At 69.4% G+C, this 17,404-nt stretch carries 17 protein-coding genes; 7 read left to right on the forward strand and 10 right to left on the reverse strand.

Features of this window, described 5'->3' with window-relative positions; translation table 11 throughout:
• Positions 1-225 precede the first annotated feature (225 nt).
• From WS51_RS07255 to ypfJ, 4 genes are all read right to left on the reverse strand, one after another.
• Positions 226-1,566: an aspartate aminotransferase family protein gene (locus tag WS51_RS07255; RefSeq protein ID WP_059509117.1), complete on the reverse strand. Its 1,341-nt coding sequence runs from the start codon at positions 1,564-1,566 to the stop codon at positions 226-228.
• A gap of 59 nt (positions 1,567-1,625) precedes the next feature.
• Entirely contained in the window at positions 1,626-3,128 is a 1,503-nt protein-coding gene (locus tag WS51_RS07260) for an aldehyde dehydrogenase family protein (RefSeq protein ID WP_060022440.1), read from the reverse strand.
• A 268-nt stretch (positions 3,129-3,396) separates the two neighbouring features.
• Positions 3,397-4,137 carry a helix-turn-helix transcriptional regulator gene (locus WS51_RS07265; protein ID WP_059769289.1) on the reverse strand — a complete coding sequence of 247 codons (741 nt, stop codon included), beginning with the start codon at positions 4,135-4,137 and terminating at the stop codon, positions 3,397-3,399.
• 438 nt (positions 4,138-4,575) lie between these two features.
• Positions 4,576-5,451: a KPN_02809 family neutral zinc metallopeptidase gene (gene ypfJ, locus WS51_RS07270; RefSeq protein ID WP_059449580.1), complete on the reverse strand. Its 876-nt coding sequence runs from the start codon at positions 5,449-5,451 to the stop codon at positions 4,576-4,578.
• A gap of 426 nt (positions 5,452-5,877) precedes the next feature.
• Here ypfJ and WS51_RS07275 point away from each other — a divergent pair, with 426 nt between their 5' ends.
• The 5 genes from WS51_RS07275 to WS51_RS07295 all read left to right on the forward strand — a co-directional run bounded on the left by WS51_RS07275 (position 5,878) and on the right by WS51_RS07295 (position 10,850).
• Entirely contained in the window at positions 5,878-6,669 is a 792-nt protein-coding gene (locus WS51_RS07275) for an SDR family NAD(P)-dependent oxidoreductase (RefSeq protein WP_059805645.1), read from the forward strand.
• 198 nt (positions 6,670-6,867) lie between these two features.
• Complete coding sequence (locus WS51_RS07280; protein WP_069228864.1) at positions 6,868-7,926, forward strand: LysR family transcriptional regulator; 1,059 nt, start codon at positions 6,868-6,870, stop codon at positions 7,924-7,926.
• Between the two features lie 98 nt (positions 7,927-8,024).
• Entirely contained in the window at positions 8,025-8,711 is a 687-nt protein-coding gene (locus WS51_RS07285) for a DUF4286 family protein (protein WP_069228865.1), read from the forward strand.
• Between the two features lie 68 nt (positions 8,712-8,779).
• Positions 8,780-10,099, forward strand: coding sequence for an MFS transporter (locus WS51_RS07290; protein ID WP_059950532.1), 1,320 nt, complete (start codon positions 8,780-8,782; stop codon positions 10,097-10,099).
• Between the two features lie 49 nt (positions 10,100-10,148).
• A complete protein-coding gene (locus WS51_RS07295) occupies positions 10,149-10,850 on the forward strand; it encodes a DUF2848 domain-containing protein (RefSeq protein ID WP_060128056.1) in 702 nt (233 codons plus the stop codon).
• A 76-nt stretch (positions 10,851-10,926) separates the two neighbouring features.
• Here WS51_RS07295 and WS51_RS07300 read toward each other — a convergent pair whose 3' ends face one another.
• The gene (locus WS51_RS07300; RefSeq protein WP_069228866.1) at positions 10,927-11,907 is read right to left on the reverse strand and encodes an NAD-dependent epimerase/dehydratase family protein; all 981 of its coding nucleotides are present in this window, start codon (positions 11,905-11,907) and stop codon (positions 10,927-10,929) included.
• 99 nt (positions 11,908-12,006) lie between these two features.
• Here WS51_RS07300 and WS51_RS07305 point away from each other — a divergent pair, with 99 nt between their 5' ends.
• Positions 12,007-12,906 carry a LysR family transcriptional regulator gene (locus WS51_RS07305; protein ID WP_069228867.1) on the forward strand — a complete coding sequence of 300 codons (900 nt, stop codon included), beginning with the start codon at positions 12,007-12,009 and terminating at the stop codon, positions 12,904-12,906.
• 41 nt (positions 12,907-12,947) lie between these two features.
• Here WS51_RS07305 and WS51_RS07310 read toward each other — a convergent pair whose 3' ends face one another.
• The 3 genes from WS51_RS07310 to WS51_RS07320 are packed head-to-tail and all read right to left on the reverse strand — an operon-like array spanning position 12,948 to position 14,486.
• Entirely contained in the window at positions 12,948-13,268 is a 321-nt protein-coding gene (locus WS51_RS07310) for a DUF7660 family protein (RefSeq protein WP_059449573.1), read from the reverse strand.
• 26 nt (positions 13,269-13,294) lie between these two features.
• The gene (locus tag WS51_RS07315; RefSeq protein WP_155773569.1) at positions 13,295-13,606 is read right to left on the reverse strand and encodes a hypothetical protein; all 312 of its coding nucleotides are present in this window, start codon (positions 13,604-13,606) and stop codon (positions 13,295-13,297) included.
• A 7-nt stretch (positions 13,607-13,613) separates the two neighbouring features.
• Complete coding sequence (locus tag WS51_RS07320; RefSeq protein WP_059506737.1) at positions 13,614-14,486, reverse strand: LysR family transcriptional regulator; 873 nt, start codon at positions 14,484-14,486, stop codon at positions 13,614-13,616.
• Between the two features lie 136 nt (positions 14,487-14,622).
• Here WS51_RS07320 and WS51_RS07325 point away from each other — a divergent pair, with 136 nt between their 5' ends.
• On the forward strand, positions 14,623-16,083 hold the full coding sequence (locus WS51_RS07325; RefSeq protein WP_060271443.1) for an MFS transporter: 1,461 nt from the start codon (positions 14,623-14,625) through the stop codon (positions 16,081-16,083).
• A gap of 69 nt (positions 16,084-16,152) precedes the next feature.
• Here the strand turns inward: WS51_RS07325 and WS51_RS07330 are convergent, their stop codons facing one another.
• Together WS51_RS07330 and WS51_RS07340 are read right to left on the reverse strand one after the other, a co-directional pair.
• Positions 16,153-16,350 (reverse strand): oxidoreductase-like domain-containing protein, encoded by a 198-nt coding sequence (locus WS51_RS07330; protein WP_059449569.1) that lies wholly within the window; start codon positions 16,348-16,350, stop codon positions 16,153-16,155.
• Between the two features lie 176 nt (positions 16,351-16,526).
• Positions 16,527-17,240 (reverse strand): SDR family NAD(P)-dependent oxidoreductase, encoded by a 714-nt coding sequence (locus WS51_RS07340; protein ID WP_059805860.1) that lies wholly within the window; start codon positions 17,238-17,240, stop codon positions 16,527-16,529.
• Positions 17,241-17,404 lie beyond the last annotated feature (164 nt).

Consider the following 17,404-nt stretch of genomic DNA (forward strand, 5'->3'; position numbering starts at 1 on the left):
CGCCGGCGCTGCGGCGCCCGCTCCGTCCCGTGCTTCGCGGTCGGCCGGGGCGGCGCTTCAGCGCTGCGCCGCCCGGCCCCTGTCGATCCAACGCTGATCCGATGTCGAAAAAATACGCAGGCAAAATAATCCGTTCATAGCGCAAATCGGCAAACCGGCGGTGAAGAGCGGGTAATCCCGCCCTCCACCGCCGGTTCGGCGTCGTGCGATGCCCGCGTCACGGACTTACGCGAACGGCACGGCCTCGAAGCCCGCCGCGAGCGCGTCGACGATCCTGTCGAGCTGCTCGCGCTGGATCACGAGCGGCGGCGACAGGATGATCTTCGTGCCGACCGGGCGCACCAGCACACCGTGCTCGCGCGCCACTTCCGCAACCGCGTTCGCATAGCCGGAGAGCGGGTCGATCGGCTCGCGGGTCTGCTTGTTCGCGACGAGATCGAGCGCGAGCATCAAACCCTTGCCGCGCACCTCGCCGACCGCCGCGAAGCGTTCGGGGAACGACCGCAGCGCTTCGAGCAGATACGCGCCCTGCTTCGCCGCGTTCGCCGGCAGGTCTTCCTTCACGACAATGTCGAGGCTGGCGATCGCGGCCGCGCATGCGACCGGGTGCCCGGCATACGTGTAACCGTGCATGATCGCGCCGCCGAAGTCGGCATTCGCGGCGAACGCGTCCTCGATCCGCGCGTTCACGGCCGTCGCGCCGAGCGGCACGTAGCCGGACGAGATCCCTTTCGCGAGACACATGATGTCCGGGCGCACGCCCCAGCCGCGGCTGCCGAACAGGCTGCCGCTGCGGCCGAAGCCCGTCACGACTTCGTCGGCAATCAGCAGCACGCCGTAGCGGTCGCAGACCTCGCGCACGAGCGGCCAGTAGTTGGCCGGCGGCACGATCACGCCGCCCGCGCCCTGCACCGGCTCGGCGATGAACGCCGCGACCGTGTCCGGGCTCTGGAACTGGATCTCGCGCTCCAGCATTTCCGCGCAGATCCGGCCGAGCTCCTCCGGGTCCTGCGTGAACGGATTGCGGTACAGCCACGGCGTCTCGACGTGGAAGCAGCCGGGCAGGTTCGGTTCGTAATTGCGGCGGAACACGGTATTGCCGTTCACCGACGCGCCGCCGAAGTGCGTGCCGTGATAGCCCTGCTTCAGCGAGATGAACTTCGTGCGGTCGGCCTGGCCGCGCACCTTCCAGTACTGGCGCGCGATCTTCAGCGCGGTCTCGATCGAATCGGAGCCGCCCGAGCTGTACAGCACGCGCCGCATCCCCTCCGGCTCCAGCATGTCGATCAGCTTCTTCGACAGCTCTTCCGCGCGCGGATGCGAGATGCCGTCGAACAGCTGGAAGTATTCGAGCTCGTCGAGCTGGCGCACGATCGCATCCTTCACTTCCTGGCGGTTGTGCCCGACGTTCACGTTCCACAGCCCGGCGACGCCGTCCACCAGCTGCTTGCCGGTTTCATCGAACACGTAGCAACCGTCGCCGCGCACGATGCGGATCGGCTTGCGCTGTTTCATTTCGTTCGGGTGCAGCATCGGGTGCCAGAATTTTGCTTCGTTGTAGCTCATTGCATTCTCCACTTTCGGATCGTTCGCGGTTGTCGCGTGTTCGGAACGGGCGCCGCGCGTCAGTGCGCGATGCACACGGATTTGGTTTCGGTGAAGCCCTCGATCGCGTACTGGCCGAACTCGCGGCCGATGCCCGACTGCTTGTAGCCGCCGAACGGCATCGACGGATCGAGCGGAATGTGGCAGTTCACCCATACGGTGCCGGCCTCGATCTGCGGCACGAGGTTCATCACGCGTTTCAGGTCGTTGCTCCAGATGCTCGCGGCGAGGCCGTACGGCGACGCGTTCGCGAGTCGCACGGCGTCGGCCGCATCGTCGAACGGCACGACGACGATCACCGGGCCGAACACCTCGTCGCGCACGATCGCGCTGTCGGGATGCGGATCGGCGATCACGGCGGGCTTCACGTAGTAGCCGGGCAGGTCGTCGGCCGGCGTGCCGCCCGCGAGGAAGGTGAGGCCCGCGCGGCGCGCGCCCTCGATGTGCTGCACGACCTTGTCGCGATGGTGCGCGGAGACGAGCGGGTTGATCTGCGCGGTGGTGTCGAGGCCCGCGCCGAGCTTCATCGACTGTGCGACGCCCGCGAGGCCGTCCGCGAGCTGCGCGAACTTGCTGCGGTGCACGTAGATGCGCGACGCGGCCGCGCACACCTGCCCCTGGTTGAAGAACGCGCCGGCCGCGACGCCGTCGAGCGCCTGCGCGACGTCGACGTCGTCGAGCATCACGATCGGGTTCTTGCCGCCGAGCTCGAGCGAGAAGCGCGTCATGTTCTGCACCGCCGCCGCGCCAACCAACTTGCCGGTCGCGGTCGAACCTGTGAACGAGATCTTCGCGATCGACGGGTGGCTCGACAGCGCGGCGCCGCATGCGCGCCCGCCGGTGACGACATTGAACACGCCGGGCGGCACGCCGGCGTCGCGGGCGAGTTCGGCGAGGCGCAGCGCGGTGAGCGGCGTTTCCGGCGACGGCTTCAGCACGATCGTGCAGCCGGCCGCGAGCGCCGGCACCAGCTTCCACACGGCGATCATCAGCGGGAAATTCCACGGCACGATCGCCGCGACCACGCCGACCGGCTCCTTGCGCGTATACGCCGTATAGCGCGCGCCGGGCGGGAACGGGATCGACACGTCGAGCGTCTGGCCGGTGATCTTGGTCGCCCAGCCTGCCATGTAGCGCGCGTATTCGACGCTCGCACCGACCTCGATCGCGCGCGATACGTGGATCGACTTGCCCTGGTTCAGCGTTTCGAGCTGCGCGAGCGTTTCGGCGTCGGCTTCGATCAGCTCCGCGAGCTTCAGCAGGATGCGTTCGCGGTCGGCGGGACGCAGCCCGCTCCATACGCGCGTGTCGAATGCCTGCTTTGCGCTGGCGACCGCGCGTTCGACGTCGTGCGCGTCGGCGTCGGCGACCGTCGCGAGCCGCTCGCCCGTCGCCGGGTCGTACACGTCGAGGCGCGCGCCCGCGTGCGCGGGCTGCATTTGACCGTCGATGAAGAGGCCGAAGTCGCGTGCGACGAAGGTGCGCACGGTGTCGCTGACGGCGACGAAGTTCGTGGTGCTCATGGGCGTCTCGATGATTGTCGTGGTTGGGCCGCGTGCGCTCCGGCATGCGGGTGTCGAACCACTGTATCGACGAGGGATCGCGCCCGGTGAGCGCAAATTGGCAACCGCGTGCGGGACCGGAACGCGGGTGACTTCCGGAATGTGGAATGGCGGCGTGCGAGCGGCGCGTTATCGTCGGATGAATCGCGCGGGCTCGGACGCGGGGCGGGTGCGGGTGCGGGTGCGGGTGCGGGTGCGGGTGCGGGTGCGGGTGCGGGTGCGGAAAAAATTACAGGAACAGCGCGCCGACCAGCCCGGTTCTGTTCGACACGCCGAGCTTCCGGTACATGCGCATCAGATGCGTCTTGATGGTCGGCTGGCCGAGCGCGAGATCGCGCGCGATCTCCTTGTTCGAGCGGCCGTCGCGCACGAGGCGGGCGATCTGCTCCTCGCGATACGTCAGCCGCTCGTCGCAACCGATCCGGTGTATCCCGCGCCGCGCGCGCAGCAACGGAGCCAGCGCGGCCTCGGCGACGGGCTGCAGCCGTGCCAGCGCGTCGATCTCGCCCGGCGCGAACCGGCCCGCCGTGCCGTTGCCCAAGTCGCCGCCCGCGTCGCTCTTGCCGAAGCGCAGCAGCGAAAATGCACCGACCGTCCGCCCCGCGTCGTCGCGCAGCCAGATTTCGACGACGTCGGCGACATCGTGCCGCCGCAGGAAACGGGTCCAGTACGCGGACGCATCGCGTCTTTCGTCAGGCAATTGGGAAGCGAGCGTCACGACCGCGTGAGCGCCGGCCGCGCAGCGCGATGGGTGCAGCGGATCGAGCATCCGGTAGCGCGCGATGTAGGTGCGATGCATCGACTCGGGCATGCCGAACAGCTCGAAATCGGCCGGCTCTCCGCTCAGGTCGAGCCGGTAGAACACGATCGCGGACGGGCTCGCAAACGCGTCGAACGCTTCGACGCACGCGCGCAGCGCGCGCTGCCAGTCGGCGGCTTCGTGATCGGCGGGAACGGGTGAGGTCGGCATGATGAGAGCGGCCGGCGGCCGAACGCGTCGAAGTTCGGGCCAGCGTACCGGCGCCGAAATGGGCCGGTGAGCACAAATCGGCAATTCGTCCGCGCGTGGCGGAAGGATCCCGCTCGCCGTATCGCGACGGCGTCGTGAATCGGCGATCGCCCCGCCGGCAGTCGCATGCTCGACGGGGCGACGGGTCGGCGGGTCGGCGGGTCGGCGGTCGGCGGTCGGCGGTCGGCGGTCGGCGGTCGGCGGTCGGTGGATCGACGGGTCGGCGGATCGGCGGATCGGCGGATCGGCGGATCGGCGGATCGGCGGCGGCAATCGTGCCGTATGACACATCGCGCACGCCGATCGGTCGCAATCGGAACAATCGGCGAGACGCGCGCAAGCGCGGGCACACCCAGCCTCGAGAGACAAGCGTGGCAAACGCGCCGCGCCCGGCGCGCGTCAGTGCGCGTTCGCGGCGAACGTATCGCAGGCGCTCACTTCTCCCGATTCCATCCCGCGCCGCAGCCAATACACGCGCTGTTCGCTGGTGCCGTGCGTGAAACTCTCCGGCACGACGTAGCCCTGCCCTTGCTGCTGCAGCCGGTCGTCGCCGATCGCGGCGGCCGCCTTCAGCCCCTGTTCGAAATCGCCGGGCTCCATCAGCCGCTGGTTCGCGCGCTGCGCGTTGTTCGCCCACACGCCGGCGAAGCAGTCGGCCTGCAGTTCCATCCGCACCGACAGCGCGTTCGAGCGCGCTTCGCTCGAACGGCGGCGCGCGGCATCGACCTTGTCCGAAATGCCGAGCAGGTTCTGCACATGATGGCCGACTTCGTGCGCGATCACGTACGCCTGCGCGAAATCGCCGCCCGCGCCGAACCGCTTGCGCAGTTCGTCGTAGAAGCCGAGATCGATGTACACGTTGCGGTCGCCCGGACAGTAGAACGGCCCCATCGCGGTCTGACCGGTGCCGCATGCGGTCGGTGTCGAGTTCGTGAACATCACGAGCTTCGGCGGCTGGTACTGCGCATGCAGCTGGGTATTGAAGACGTCCGTCCACGTGCGCTCGATATTGCCGAGCACCTTGCGCGTGAACACCGCGCCGGGATCGTTCGCCGGCGCGCCCTGGTGCTGCGAGGGCGCAGGCTGCGCCTGCTGCTGCCGGCCCTGCAGCGCGGACGCGCCCTCGAGCACGACGCGCGGGTCGATCCCGAAGAAATACGATGCGGCCAGCGCGACCACGATCGTGCCGATGCCGATCGTCGCGCGCCCGCCGCCAAACCCGCCGCCGCGTCGATCCTCGACGTTTACGCTTTCTCTTTCGTCGTCCAGCCTCATTGCCGGCCCCTCCCTGTTCTTGTCGATGGTCCGACCGCGCGACGCGCGACCGGGCGATCCGCCACCGCGTACTGCACCATCGGCAGACGCGATGCATCCGGACCGGGCGCGTTCACACGCCGATCCTGCCGCCTGCCGCTCCGCTTGCACGACGGAATCGGCCGGCCGCCGCGCCACGCATCGATGCGCGGGCGCGCCCGCGCCATTTTGCCGGGCTTTTGCGACTTATCGCAAAAATACGGAGGATAGAGCGATTCGGCGCCGAACATCGTCAGCCTTTGCAAAATGACCGCGACCTACCGAGCGACCCGGTGCGGGATACCGCCCTCGACCGTTCGGCCGGTTCCCGTTCATCCTTTCGGCGGATACCGGCGTGCGTCGGCACGCCCTAAAGTGACCGGAAACGATGCTCTTCCGGAGAACGACATGGCACACCCGCAACCCCGCACGATCGTGATCACCGGCGCAGGCACCGGCATCGGCGCCGCGTGCGCGCGCCGCTTCGCCGCCCGCGGCGACGGCGTCGTGCTGATCGGGCGGCGTCGGGCGCCGCTCGACGCGCTAGCCGTCGAGACGGGCGGCCTCGCGCTCGCCGGCGACGCCGCGAGCACGGACGACTGGGCCCGATTCCTGCCCGAGATCGCCGCACGGCTCGGCCCGGTCGATGCGCTCGTCGCATGCGCGGGCGGCCACGGTCTCGGCCGCGCGGACGAAACGGACGACGCGCAATGGCGCGACGCGATGCATGCGAACCTCGACACCGCGTTCGTCAGCGCGCGCGCGTGCCTGCCCGACCTGATCGCGCGGCGCGGCAGCATCGTGCTCGTCGCATCGATCGCCGCGCTGGCGGCCGGCCCCGGCGTATGCGGCTATACGGTCGGCAAGCATGCGCTGCTCGGGCTCGCGCGTTCGCTCGCACGCGACTACGGCCCGCACGGCGTACGTGCGAACGCGGTGTGCCCGGGCTGGGTGCGCACGCCGATGGCCGATGCGGAAATGGAACCGCTGATGTCCGCGTACGGCGACACGCTCGACGGCGCCTACGCGCGCGTCAGTGCCGACGTGCCGTTGCGACGCGCGGCCGATCCCGACGAGATCGCGGCCGTGTGCGCGTTCCTGGCCTCGCCCGACGCATCGTTCGTGACCGGCGCAACACTCGTTGCCGACGGCGGCGCGACGGTCGTCGATGTGCCGACGCTCGCGTTCGAGAGCTTGTGACGCCCGGACACACGAAGCCCGCGTGACTTCGCATTGCAGACGGCCGCGCAACGTCGAGCACGTGCGTGCCGACACGCGAACGCCTGCCGCCAGCCGGCGCCCCGGGCAGACACCGCTCACTTCTGCCGCTCCGGAAATCCGCTAACATCGACCGATCCCGCCGCCCCCGCGCGGCACTGCCTCACCGCTCGGAACGCGATGAACATCCGGTTTCTTGAAACCTTCGTCTGGCTCGCGAAGCTGGAGAACTTCCGGCTCACCGCCGAGAAACTGCATACGACGCAGGCGGCCGTGTCGAGCCGCATCGCGTCGCTGGAAGAGGCGTTCGACGTGCGTCTGTTCGACCGCAACACGCGCTCGGCCACGCTCACGCCCGCGGGCCGGCGCATGCTCGCGTACGCGGAGCGGATCGTGCGGCTCGACAGCGAGATGCGGCGCGACATCGACGCGGCGAGCGACGCGGGCCTGATCCGGATCGGCGTGATCGAGTCGATCGTGCACAGCTGGTTTCCGGCGCTGATGGCGCAATTGCGCGAGCGCTATCCGCGCCTCGACGTCGAAATCACGAGCGACACGACGCTGCACCTGGTCCGCCTGTTGAGCACCGACGGCGTCGACCTGATCCTGCAGACCGACCCGGTGCCGGGCCCCGACTTCACGAATCTGCCGCTGTGCGAATTCCCGGTGCGCTGGGCGGCGAGCCCGCGTCTCGGCCTCGGCGGCCAACGGCTCGACGTCGCGCGGCTTGCCGCGTATCCGATCATCAGCTTCTCGCGTCATTCGGGGCCTCACGCGACGATCGAGCGGCTGTTCGCGGCCGTCGAACGGCCGGCCAGCATCAACTGCATCACGTCGGTCGCCGCGATGATCCGGCTCGTCGCCGACGGCTTCGGCGTGGCCGCGCTGCCGCCCGCGATCATCGGGCGCGAACTGCAGGAAGGCTCGCTCGAACTGCTCGACGTCGAACCCGACTTCCCCGCGCTGCCGCTCGTCGCGTCGTATCGCACGCAGGGCCTGCCGGTCGCCGCCCGCATCGCCGAACTGGCGAGCGAAGTGGCGCGCGCGATGCCGGCGGTTTCCAGTCATGCGAAGCCCGCCGCGTCGGCAACGGCCGAGACCGAAGCCGAAGCCGAAGCCGACATCGTCGACAAATCCCCCGCCCGCCCGGCGAAAAAAACCCGACCCGCGGCCGCAAAACGCACGCCGAAATCCGCACCGCCCGCCACCCCGGCGAAGCGCCGTCCGCCCCGCTCATAAGAAAACCTGTTCACCGCGAATTTGTTTTCTTGTTGGACGGGCGCAGCCCGTCTTCGGGACACTGAGGTTCCAGACACACCCGTCACGAGGAACCCGCAATGACCCGCACTTCCCTTCCACACGGCCAGCTCTGCGTCTGGACGGACATCGACCCCGCGCACGAAGCCGATTTCAACGCGTGGTACGACCGCGAGCACATGCAGGAGCGCGTCGCGATTCCCGGCTTCACGCATGCGCGGCGCTTTCGCGCGACCGACGGCGGCCCGCGCAAGTACCTCGCGCTGTACGTGACGCACACGCTCGACGTGTTCCGCGGCGACGCGTATCGGCGCGCATTTACACAGCAGACCGCGTGGTCGCTCGCGAATTTCGAACGGATGACGGGCACGCAACGGCGCGTCGGCGAACTGACGATCGAGGCCGGCGACGGCGAAGGCACGCATCTCGCGCTGTTCGTGCTGCCGCCCGAACGCATCGACGTGCCGCACCTGCGCGAGCGCTTCGACGCGGTGCTGAGCGAAGCCGGCATTCATGCGGCACGGCTGTTCCGCACCGTGCCCGAGCTGTCCGCGCCGATCGGCGCCGATGCGGGCGCGCGTGCGGCCGCCGACGCGCTCGTGCTGATCGAGGGCAGCGATGCGGCGGCCACGCGCCGCGTCGCCACCACCATCGCCGGTCACGACGACGTACGCACCTTCGAACTGCTGTGGCGCGCCGCCGCGCCGCTGCCGCCCGCAGGTCGCGATGCCGAAACGAACGCGGCAACCACCGCGCTGCCCGCCTGAACGCCGGCTTCGCCGCCAGCCGCGACGTCCGTCATCGGCACGCGCGTCATTCCGTCATCCTCAACGACATGCCCGACACCATGAGCACTCTCGCCCAGCCCGCCGCCCACGCGCCCCGCCGCGTCCGCAACAGCCGACTCGCGACCGCGAGCATGATCGGCACGTCGCTCGAGTGGTACGACTTCACGATCTACAACACGCTCGCCGCGCTCGTGTTCAACCATCTGTTCTTTCCGTCGGTCGATCCGCTGGCCGGCACGATCCTCGCGTTCTCGACGTATGCGGTCGGCTACGTGTCGCGTCCGCTCGGCGGCTTCGTGTTCGGCAACCTCGGCGACCGCATCGGCCGCCGCGCCGTGCTGATGCTCACGCTCGTGCTGATGGGCGTGACGACCGCGCTGATGGGCGCGCTGCCGACCTATGCGCAGGCCGGCATCCTGAGCCCGATCCTGCTCGTCGCGCTGCGCTTCGTGCAGGGCGTCGCGCTCGGCGGCGAATGGGCCGGTGCGGTGCTGCTGTCGGTCGAGCACGGCGACCAGAAACGGCGCGGGCTGTCCGCGTCGTGGACGCAGATCGGCCCGTCGTTCGGCACGCTGCTCGGCACCGGCTGCATCGCGCTCGTCACGCTGACGACCACGTCGGAAAACTTCCTGGCCTGGGGCTGGCGCGTGCCGTTCGCGGCCAGTGCGCTGCTCGTCGTGTTCGGTTTCTGGCTGCGGCGCGGCGTCGACGAAACGCCGCAGTTCGAGCAACTCGCGCAATCGCACGCGACCGCCGAGGTGCCCGTCGCCGAAGTGCTGAAGTGCCACTGGCGGCGCCTGCTGATCGCCGGCGGCTCGCGGATCGGCTCCGACGTGCTGTACGCGCTGATCGTCGTGTTCACGCTGACCTACGTGACGACCGTACTGCACCTGTCGCGCCCGCTCGCGCTGACGGCCGTGATGGTCGGCACGGCCTGCAATGCGCTCGCGGTGCCGTTCTTCGGCGCGCTGTCGGACCGCTTCGGACGCCGCCCCGTGTATCTGGCCGGCGCGATGGCCGGGATCGTGTGGGCGTTCGCGTTCTTCATGATGCTCGATTCCGCGCGGCCGGGCGCGATCGTCGCGGCGGTTGCGATCGGCCTCGTGATCCATGCGGTGATGTACGGCCCGCAAGGCGCGTTCGTCACCGAGCAGTTCCCGACGCGCGTGCGTTATGCGGGTTCGTCGTTGGCCTACACGCTCGCCGGCATCGTCGGCGGCGGCTTCGCGCCGCTCGTGATCGCGACGCTGTTTCGCCAGACCGGAACGACGACGGCCGTGTCGCTGTACGTCACCGCGTCGCTCGTCGTCACGTCGATCGCACTGCTCGCCGCGCGCGAGACCGCGCACCGTCCGCTCGCGGATTGAGCCTCCCCGCCGATCGTCTCGTTCATTCGCACTTCAAACGGATACCCGCATGCAAGCCCTGTCGTTCAACGTGATGCCCGCGCACGGCGCGCCGGCCCAGGTCGACGTCGAGATCGAACGCGTCGTGATCGCCGGCTGGGCCGGCCGCGACCCGGACGCGATCCGCGCGCACATCGACGAGCTCGCGGCGCTCGGCGTCGCACCGCCGTCGACCACGCCGTGCTTCTACCGCGTGTCGTCCGCGCTGCTCACGCAGGCGCCGTCGATCGGCGTGCTCGGCGCGCGCTCGGGCGGCGAGATCGAGTGCGTGCTGATCGACAGCCCGCTCGGTACGCTGGTGACGGTCGGTTCAGATCATACGGATCGGGAAGTCGAAGCCTACGGCGTCGCGGTGTCGAAGCAGATATGCGCGAAACCGCTCGGCCGCGACGCATGGCGCCATGCGGACGTCGCCGATCACTGGGACGCGATCGAGATGCGCTCATGGCTGATCAAGCCCGGCGGCGAACGCGTCGCGTATCAGCACGGCGCCGTCAGCGGGCTGCTTGCGCCCGATGCGCTGTGGCAGCGCTTCGACGACCGACGCACGATGCCCGCGCGCTGCGCGATGTTCGGCGGCACGGTCGCCGTGCACGGCGCAATCGCCGCGATGGGCGACGGCGACGCGTTCGAGATGGAACTGCACGATCCGGTGCTCGGGCGCAGTCTTCGGCATCGATATGCGGTCGAGGTGTTGCCGATCGTTGCGTGATGGATGTTGGCCGCGGCGCAGGCGGACAAGGGCATGAACCGCATTCAGGCCCGCCCTCCACGTGCGCCGCTCGACGTCATCGCAGACAACCCAGCCCGGCCAGCGTCGCCTCCACGGCCGTATCGAGCGGTGTCAACGGCTCGTGGCCCAATACCGCCTTCACCCGCGCGTTGTCCATCCGGAGCGGCTCGCGCCACAGATAGCGCATTTCGAGCATCTCGCGCATCGTCGTGACGAACGGTGCCGCGGCCCACACGAGCCACCACGGGAATCGCCGCACCGTCGGCTGCATCCCGTGCCGCTGCGCGACGCGCCGCACGGCCTGCGCCATCTGCGTGCCGTCCGCGTCCCAGTGCCCGCCGAGATGGAAGCGCGCGAACGGCTCCAGCGTGTCGCGTCGCTCCAGCAGCTCGACCATCGTGCGCGCGACGTCCGGCAGGTACGCCCACTGATGGCCGACGCCCGGCCGGCCCGGCACGTTGATGGCCGCCACGGGCCGGCCGGCCTTGACGAGCCCCTGCCCGAACCAGTTGTTGCCGGCGTGCGCCCCGAAGAAGTCGCCAGCCCGCACGATGATCGTGCGGACGCCGTGCGCGGTCGCCGCCTGCAACCGCCGCTCCATCTCGACGCGGATCGCGCCCTTGCGCGTCACCGGACGCTGCGGCGCCTCTTCGCGCAACACGGGAAACGCATCGGGGCCGTAGTTGTAGATCGTCCCCGGCAGCACGACGGTCGCCTGCTCCGCCGTCGCCGCCGCGATCGTGTTGTCGAGCATCGGCAATACCTGCGTCGACCAGTTCCGGTAGCCGGGCGGGTTTACCGCGTGCACGATCACGCTGCAGCCGCGCGCCGCGCGGACTACCGCCTCGCGGTCGAGCGCGTCGCCGCGCAGCCACGCGATCCCGTCGCGCTCCACCGTGCCGGCATCGAGCCCGCGCTTGAGCGCGCGCACCTGCCAGCCGGCATCGCGCAACTGACGCGCGACCTCGCCGCCGATGCCCCCGCTCGCGCCGAGCACGAGCGCCTGTCGTTGCGTTCCACCTGCGTTCACCGTCATGGCCGTTCTCCGTGAATGAACCGTTGTCTGCACGCATTCTGGCGCGCGGCGGCCTGATAAGGAATTGCCGAACTAAACCGATCGGCTATACATTTATGTATGACCGCCGATCTGAACTGGGAACGCTATCGCACCTTCCTCGCCGTGCTGACGGAAGGCTCGCTGTCGGGCGCTGCGCGCGCGCTCGGCATCACGCAGCCGACGGCCGGCCGGCACGTCGCGGCGCTCGAGGCCGCGTTCGGCCAGACGTTGTTCACGCGCTCGCCGTCGGGGCTGCTGCCGACCGAGGCGGCGCTGGCGCTGCGCGGCCACGCCGAGGCGTTGCGCAGCGCGGCGGCCGCGTTCGAGCGCGCGGCCGCGAGCCACGGCGCGGGCGTGCGCGGCACCGTGCGGATCTCGGCCAGCGACGTGATCGCGGTCGAGGTGCTGCCGTCGATGCTCGCGCAGTTGCGGCGCGACCATCCGGGGCTCGTCATCGAACTGGTGCCGACCGACCGCATCCAGGACATCCTGAACCGCGAGGCCGACATCGCGGTGCGAATGGCGCCGCCCACGCAGGAAGCGCTCGTCGCGCGGCGCATCGGCGAGATAGTCGTCGCGCTGCATGCGCGCGACGACTACCTGGCGCGCAACGGCACGCCGTCGTCGACGGACGAACTCGCGCATCACGCGCTGATCGGCTTCGATACGGTGACGCCGTTCATCCGCTCGGCGGGGCGCGCGATGCCGCTGTGGAAGCGCGATGCGTTCGCGTTGCGCACCGACAGCAATCTCGCGCAGCTCGCGATGATTCGCGCGGGCTACGGGATCGGCTTCTGCCAGAACCGGCTCGCGCAGCGCGACGCGCGGCTCGTGCGCGTGCTGCCGGACGGGCCGGCGATGAAACTGGAAACCTGGGTGGTCATGCACGAGGATCTGCGGGCGAGCCCGCGATGCAGGGCCGTGTTCGACGCAGTAGCGAACGGGCTGCGCGCGTATGCCGAAGGGACGGCCGACTAGGCCGTCCGCAACCGCGCGCACACGCATCGTCGCGACGCGCGCTATTCGTGGTTCTTGCCCGCGAGGAGGATGTCGGCCATGCGTCGCCACGGGTTGTCGGGCGGGTCGTAGCCGCGCAGCCCGTCTTCGGACGCCTCGGCCCAGTCGACCATTGCCTCCAGGTACTCGCCGATCGAGCGGTTTTCCCAGCCGAGCGCGGCGGCCGCGAACGGCGACGGCGGCACGTCGGCGTCGAGCTGGCGCTCCTTGTGCCAGTCATGGCCGAGCACGCGCAGGAAATGAATCAGCGTGCGTTCGTCGGTCACGCGCTCGAGCGCATGCTGCAGCCGCGCGGCCATCTCGTCTTTCAGTTCGTCGTTCATGCGTATCGCCCCCTGCTACGCAACGTTCAGAACGCTTCCACCTCGCACCAGCCGGGATACGTTTGCTCGACGATGAAGAAGTCGTCGAAGTAGACGAGCCCGAGCCGCTCGAGCGACCTCATGCACGCATCGGCAGCATCGCCGCCGAAAAACGGGCCGAGCGACACCAGCCGGCCTGACGCGTCGAAACAGCCGGCGAAATTGAATTCGCGCATGACCGCGGACAGGTCGACCGCTTTCTCGGCCAACGCCGCGCGTCGAACGACGATTCCGAAATCTCTCGATATTTTCATCGGTACCGACGCCCGTCGAATACGTGCTTGCGCGCCGACGCGCATGCCTGCTTCACATCAGCAACTGCCGCGACAGCACCTCGCGCGCCTGCGTGACCGTCTCGCGTTCGCCCGGCATCGGCGGCGTCAGCGAGAATACGGCGTCCGGCAGCGCCGGCAGCCGGTATTTCGTGCCGAGCCGCACGAGGCCCTCGCCGATCGCCGATGCGCACAGACAGCCGACGCCAAGCCCCGCCGCCAGCATCGACTGCAGCCCGGCGACGCCCGACGCGCTGTGCACGAGCACGTACGGCACATGCTGCTCGTCGAGCGAGCGCACGGCGATCTGATGCATCATGCAGTCGTCCGGCAACAGCACGAGCGGCAACGGCTCGGGCAATTGCTCGGCGAGCAACGGCGACGCAACCCACGACAGCGGCTCGCGCCGCAGCACCCAGCGCGTATCGGCCGATGCGGGCCGGAACGGGCCGCTCGACAGGTTCATCACGACACCCAGATCGATCTGTCCGCGCGCATGCGCGGCTTCGATTTCCGCGCTCTTCATCGCGCTCACGTGCAGGCTCAGTTGCGGGTAGCACTCCCGCAACCGCGCGAGCAGGCCCGCGACTTCATGCGTCCGGTAGTAATCGGTGATCGCGACGCGCAACTCGCCCTTGATCGCCTGACCGCGAAGCTCGTCGAACGCGGCCTCGTTCAATGCAACGATGCGCCGCGCATGCTGCAGCAAGCGTGTGCCGGCCGGTGTCGGCTCCACGCCGCGCTTGCTGCGCACGAACAGCGGCACCCCGGCGCGCGATTCGAGCTTGCGCACCTGCTCGCTCACCGTCGACTGTGACAGATGCAGCAATGGCGCGGCCGCCGTAAGGCTGCCCGCATCGGCCACCGCCGCGAATGTGCGCAACTGATCCAGATCGAAACCGCGCATCGCGCCTCCATCCATCGAATAACCCGATGGATGCTACCACCAATTCCCGCTTTTCCGAACCATAGACAATCCACAGAATATGGGTTCAACGGGTCCCGACATGCGTTGCGGCCCTCATTCTTCCGGACTTTCGTTCATGACCGACAACACCCTTGCCCATTGCGCGCCGGCCGGCTCGGCCGCCGCGGCACCGCCGCGCAGCCATCACGGCTGGGCGCTCGTCGTCCTGCTGGTCGGCGCCATTCTGCCGCCGCTCGACTACTTCATCGTGAATCTCGCGCTGCCGGCCATTCGCGACGGCATCGGGGCACGACCGGCCGAGCTGCAGCTCGTCGTGTCGGCCTATGCGTGCGCGAACGCGGTCGTTCAGATCACCGGCGGGCGTCTGGGCGACCTGTACGGCCGCAAGCGGATGTTCATGATCGGGATGGCCGGCTTCGTCGTCGCATCGGCGCTGTGCGGGCTCGCCGGCAGCGGCGCGGTGCTGGTCGGTGGCCGCGTGCTGCAGGGCCTGTTCGCCGCGATCCTCGCGCCGCAGGTGCTCGCGACGATCCGCAGCGTGTTCAGCCCGCACGAGCAGGTGCGCGTGATGGGTTTCTACGGTTTCGTGTTCGGCCTCGCGGCCGTGATCGGCCAGCTGGGCGGCGGCGCATTGATCAGCCTGCATCCGTTCGGGCTCGGCTGGCGCGCGATCTTCCTGGTCAACGTGCCGATCGGCATCCTCGCGCTGCTCGGCAGCTGGCGCTTCATCCCGGAAAGCCGGACGCCGCGCGGGCAGCGCATCGACGTGCCCGGCACGGTGCTGCTGTCGCTGTTCCTGCTGATGCTCGTCTATCCGCTCACGCACGGACGCGAGGCGGGCTGGCCGCTGTGGATGGTCGCGTGCGCTGCCGGCGCGCTGCCGATGCTCGGCGCGCTGCTGGCGGTCGAAGCGCGCCGGCTCGCCGGCGGCCTCGACCCGCTGCTCGACGTGCGCCTGCTGCGCAACCCGGTCGTCGCGCTCGGGCTCGCGCTCGCATTCCTGTTCTACATGCTGAGCGCGTTTTTCCTCAGCTACGGGATCTATCTGCAGGGCTGCCTGAACTGGTCGCCGCTCGAGTCGGGGCTGGCGATCCTGCCGCTCGGCATCGGCTTCCTCGCGAGCCCGCTGCTGATGCCGCGCCTCGTCGGCCGGCTCGGCGGTCACCGCGTGCTCACGCTCGGCTTCGCGATGCTCGCGGCCGGCGTCGCGACCGCCGCCGCACTGGCCGGCGAACACGCGCCCGGCCCGGGCTTTTACGCGGGCATCGCGGCGATCGGCATCGGGCAAGGCCTCGTGCTGCCGTCGGTCGTGCGGATCGTACTCGCGGAAGTCGACGCGGCACGCGCCGGGGTCGCGTCGGGCATGGTCAGCACGATGTTGCAGATCGGCGCGGCCGGCGGGGCGGCGACACTCGGCGGGCTGTTCTTCGCGCGGCTCGGCGCGCAACCGCAGGCGCTCGACTACGTGCAAGGGTTCAGGACGGCGATGTGGGCGCTGACGGCCGTGCTGCTCGCGTGCGTCGCGTTGTCGGCCGCACTGGGGCCGCTGCATCGTCGGGTGCGGGCCGGCGCATGACCACACGAGTCCGATAAAACATCGCCGGTGGTCAATCAGGGCACGGGTGGCCGCTTGCGGGCCTCAGGCTCATTCGTGATGCTTGTGTTGCGCGTGTCGCGCTTCCCATTCGGCCAGCTCGACGCGATAGCGCGCCAGCGCTTCGTCGTACAGGTCGAACACGCACGGCGAGCAGCCGCTGTTGCAGCAGTCTTCCAGTTCGGGTTGTTCGGGCGGGGTCGGACGCGGATCGTCGGCGAGCGTATCCGCGCAGGCAGGCTTGGTCACGGCTTCAGTCACATGATGGCGAACGCCCAGTATACGGTGACGAGCTGTCGCATGCAGGCAGACGGCCGTGCGCAGCCGTGCACGGCGCTGATCGAAACCGCGGCGATCGCGGCAATTCCGCGTGCGAGATGCCGCATGCTCGCGCATCGTAATCGACGGCGCTCGCCCGCCATCCGCTATGCCACGCGACCGCTCACGGGAATCGATGCGCCGGTGATCGCCTGCGCGTGAGTCGACAGCAGGAACCCGATCGTCGCGGCGATCTGTTCGGGCCGGACCCAGCGCGTGAAATCCGCATCGGGCATGTCCGCGCGGTTCGGCGGCGTGTCGATGATGCTCGGCAACAGCGCGTTCACGGTCACGCCGCGATCGAGCAGTTCCGCCGCCAGCGCCTCGGTGAGTCGCGCGACGCCGGCCTTCGCGGCCGCATACGCGCCCATTCCCGCACCGGCCTTGAACGCCGCGCCCGCGCCGATGTTGACGATGCGGCCCGCCGGGCTCGCCACCAGGTACGGCAGCGCGGCCTTCGACGCATTCAGCGCCGTCTTCACGTTCAAGTCGTACATGCGGTCCCACGTGGCCGCGTCGCCATCGGCAATCGTCTGCCACACGAACGCGCCTGCAATGTTCAGCAGCGCGTCGACGCGGCCGAATTCGCGATTCACGCTGTCGAGCGCGCGCGCAGCTGCGTGCGGATCGACGAGATCGATGCCGCCGATGCGCAGCGCATCGGCCGGCACGCCGGGCAACGCCTGCGCGTCCGGCGCCGCGCCACGGCCGATCAGCGCGACGCGAGCGCCGTACTGGCCGAGCCACGCGGCTGTCGCGACGCCGAGATGGCCGAATCCGCCGGTGATCGCGACTGCCTTGCCTTTCAGGTCGTGTTCCATCGATGTGCTCTCCTGGGTCGAAGGGAGGTGGATGATACGCGGTTCGGTGCGCAGCCGGCCGCGACACGGAGGTGCCCGGCCGCGACACGGACGTGCCCAGCCGGGCATCTCGACAGCGTAGCGCCGTTCGCGCTGCTCCGTGTGCTGCGACGGATGCGTGATCA

The organism is Burkholderia territorii (assembly GCF_001718335.1).
Lineage (GTDB): Bacteria > Pseudomonadota > Gammaproteobacteria > Burkholderiales > Burkholderiaceae > Burkholderia > Burkholderia territorii.

Bases quoted from the DNA above. Each gene is read 5' to 3' on its own strand.
- WS51_RS07255 (WP_059509117.1), bottom strand. From the start codon at position 1,566: ATGAGCTACAACGAAGCAAAATTCTGGCACCCGATGCTGCACCCGAAC.
- WS51_RS07260 (WP_060022440.1), bottom strand. From the start codon at position 3,128: ATGAGCACCACGAACTTCGTCGCCGTCAGCGACACCGTGCGCACCTTC.
- WS51_RS07265 (WP_059769289.1), bottom strand. From the start codon at position 4,137: ATGCCGACCTCACCCGTTCCCGCCGATCACGAAGCCGCCGACTGGCAG.
- ypfJ (WP_059449580.1), bottom strand. From the start codon at position 5,451: ATGAGGCTGGACGACGAAAGAGAAAGCGTAAACGTCGAGGATCGACGC.
- WS51_RS07275 (WP_059805645.1), top strand. From the start codon at position 5,878: ATGGCACACCCGCAACCCCGCACGATCGTGATCACCGGCGCAGGCACC.
- WS51_RS07280 (WP_069228864.1), top strand. From the start codon at position 6,868: ATGAACATCCGGTTTCTTGAAACCTTCGTCTGGCTCGCGAAGCTGGAG.
- WS51_RS07285 (WP_069228865.1), top strand. From the start codon at position 8,025: ATGACCCGCACTTCCCTTCCACACGGCCAGCTCTGCGTCTGGACGGAC.
- WS51_RS07290 (WP_059950532.1), top strand. From the start codon at position 8,780: ATGCCCGACACCATGAGCACTCTCGCCCAGCCCGCCGCCCACGCGCCC.
- WS51_RS07295 (WP_060128056.1), top strand. From the start codon at position 10,149: ATGCAAGCCCTGTCGTTCAACGTGATGCCCGCGCACGGCGCGCCGGCC.
- WS51_RS07300 (WP_069228866.1), bottom strand. From the start codon at position 11,907: ATGACGGTGAACGCAGGTGGAACGCAACGACAGGCGCTCGTGCTCGGC.
- WS51_RS07305 (WP_069228867.1), top strand. From the start codon at position 12,007: ATGACCGCCGATCTGAACTGGGAACGCTATCGCACCTTCCTCGCCGTG.
- WS51_RS07310 (WP_059449573.1), bottom strand. From the start codon at position 13,268: ATGAACGACGAACTGAAAGACGAGATGGCCGCGCGGCTGCAGCATGCG.
- WS51_RS07315 (WP_155773569.1), bottom strand. From the start codon at position 13,606: ATGCGCGTCGGCGCGCAAGCACGTATTCGACGGGCGTCGGTACCGATG.
- WS51_RS07320 (WP_059506737.1), bottom strand. From the start codon at position 14,486: ATGCGCGGTTTCGATCTGGATCAGTTGCGCACATTCGCGGCGGTGGCC.
- WS51_RS07325 (WP_060271443.1), top strand. From the start codon at position 14,623: ATGACCGACAACACCCTTGCCCATTGCGCGCCGGCCGGCTCGGCCGCC.
- WS51_RS07340 (WP_059805860.1), bottom strand. From the start codon at position 17,240: ATGGAACACGACCTGAAAGGCAAGGCAGTCGCGATCACCGGCGGATTC.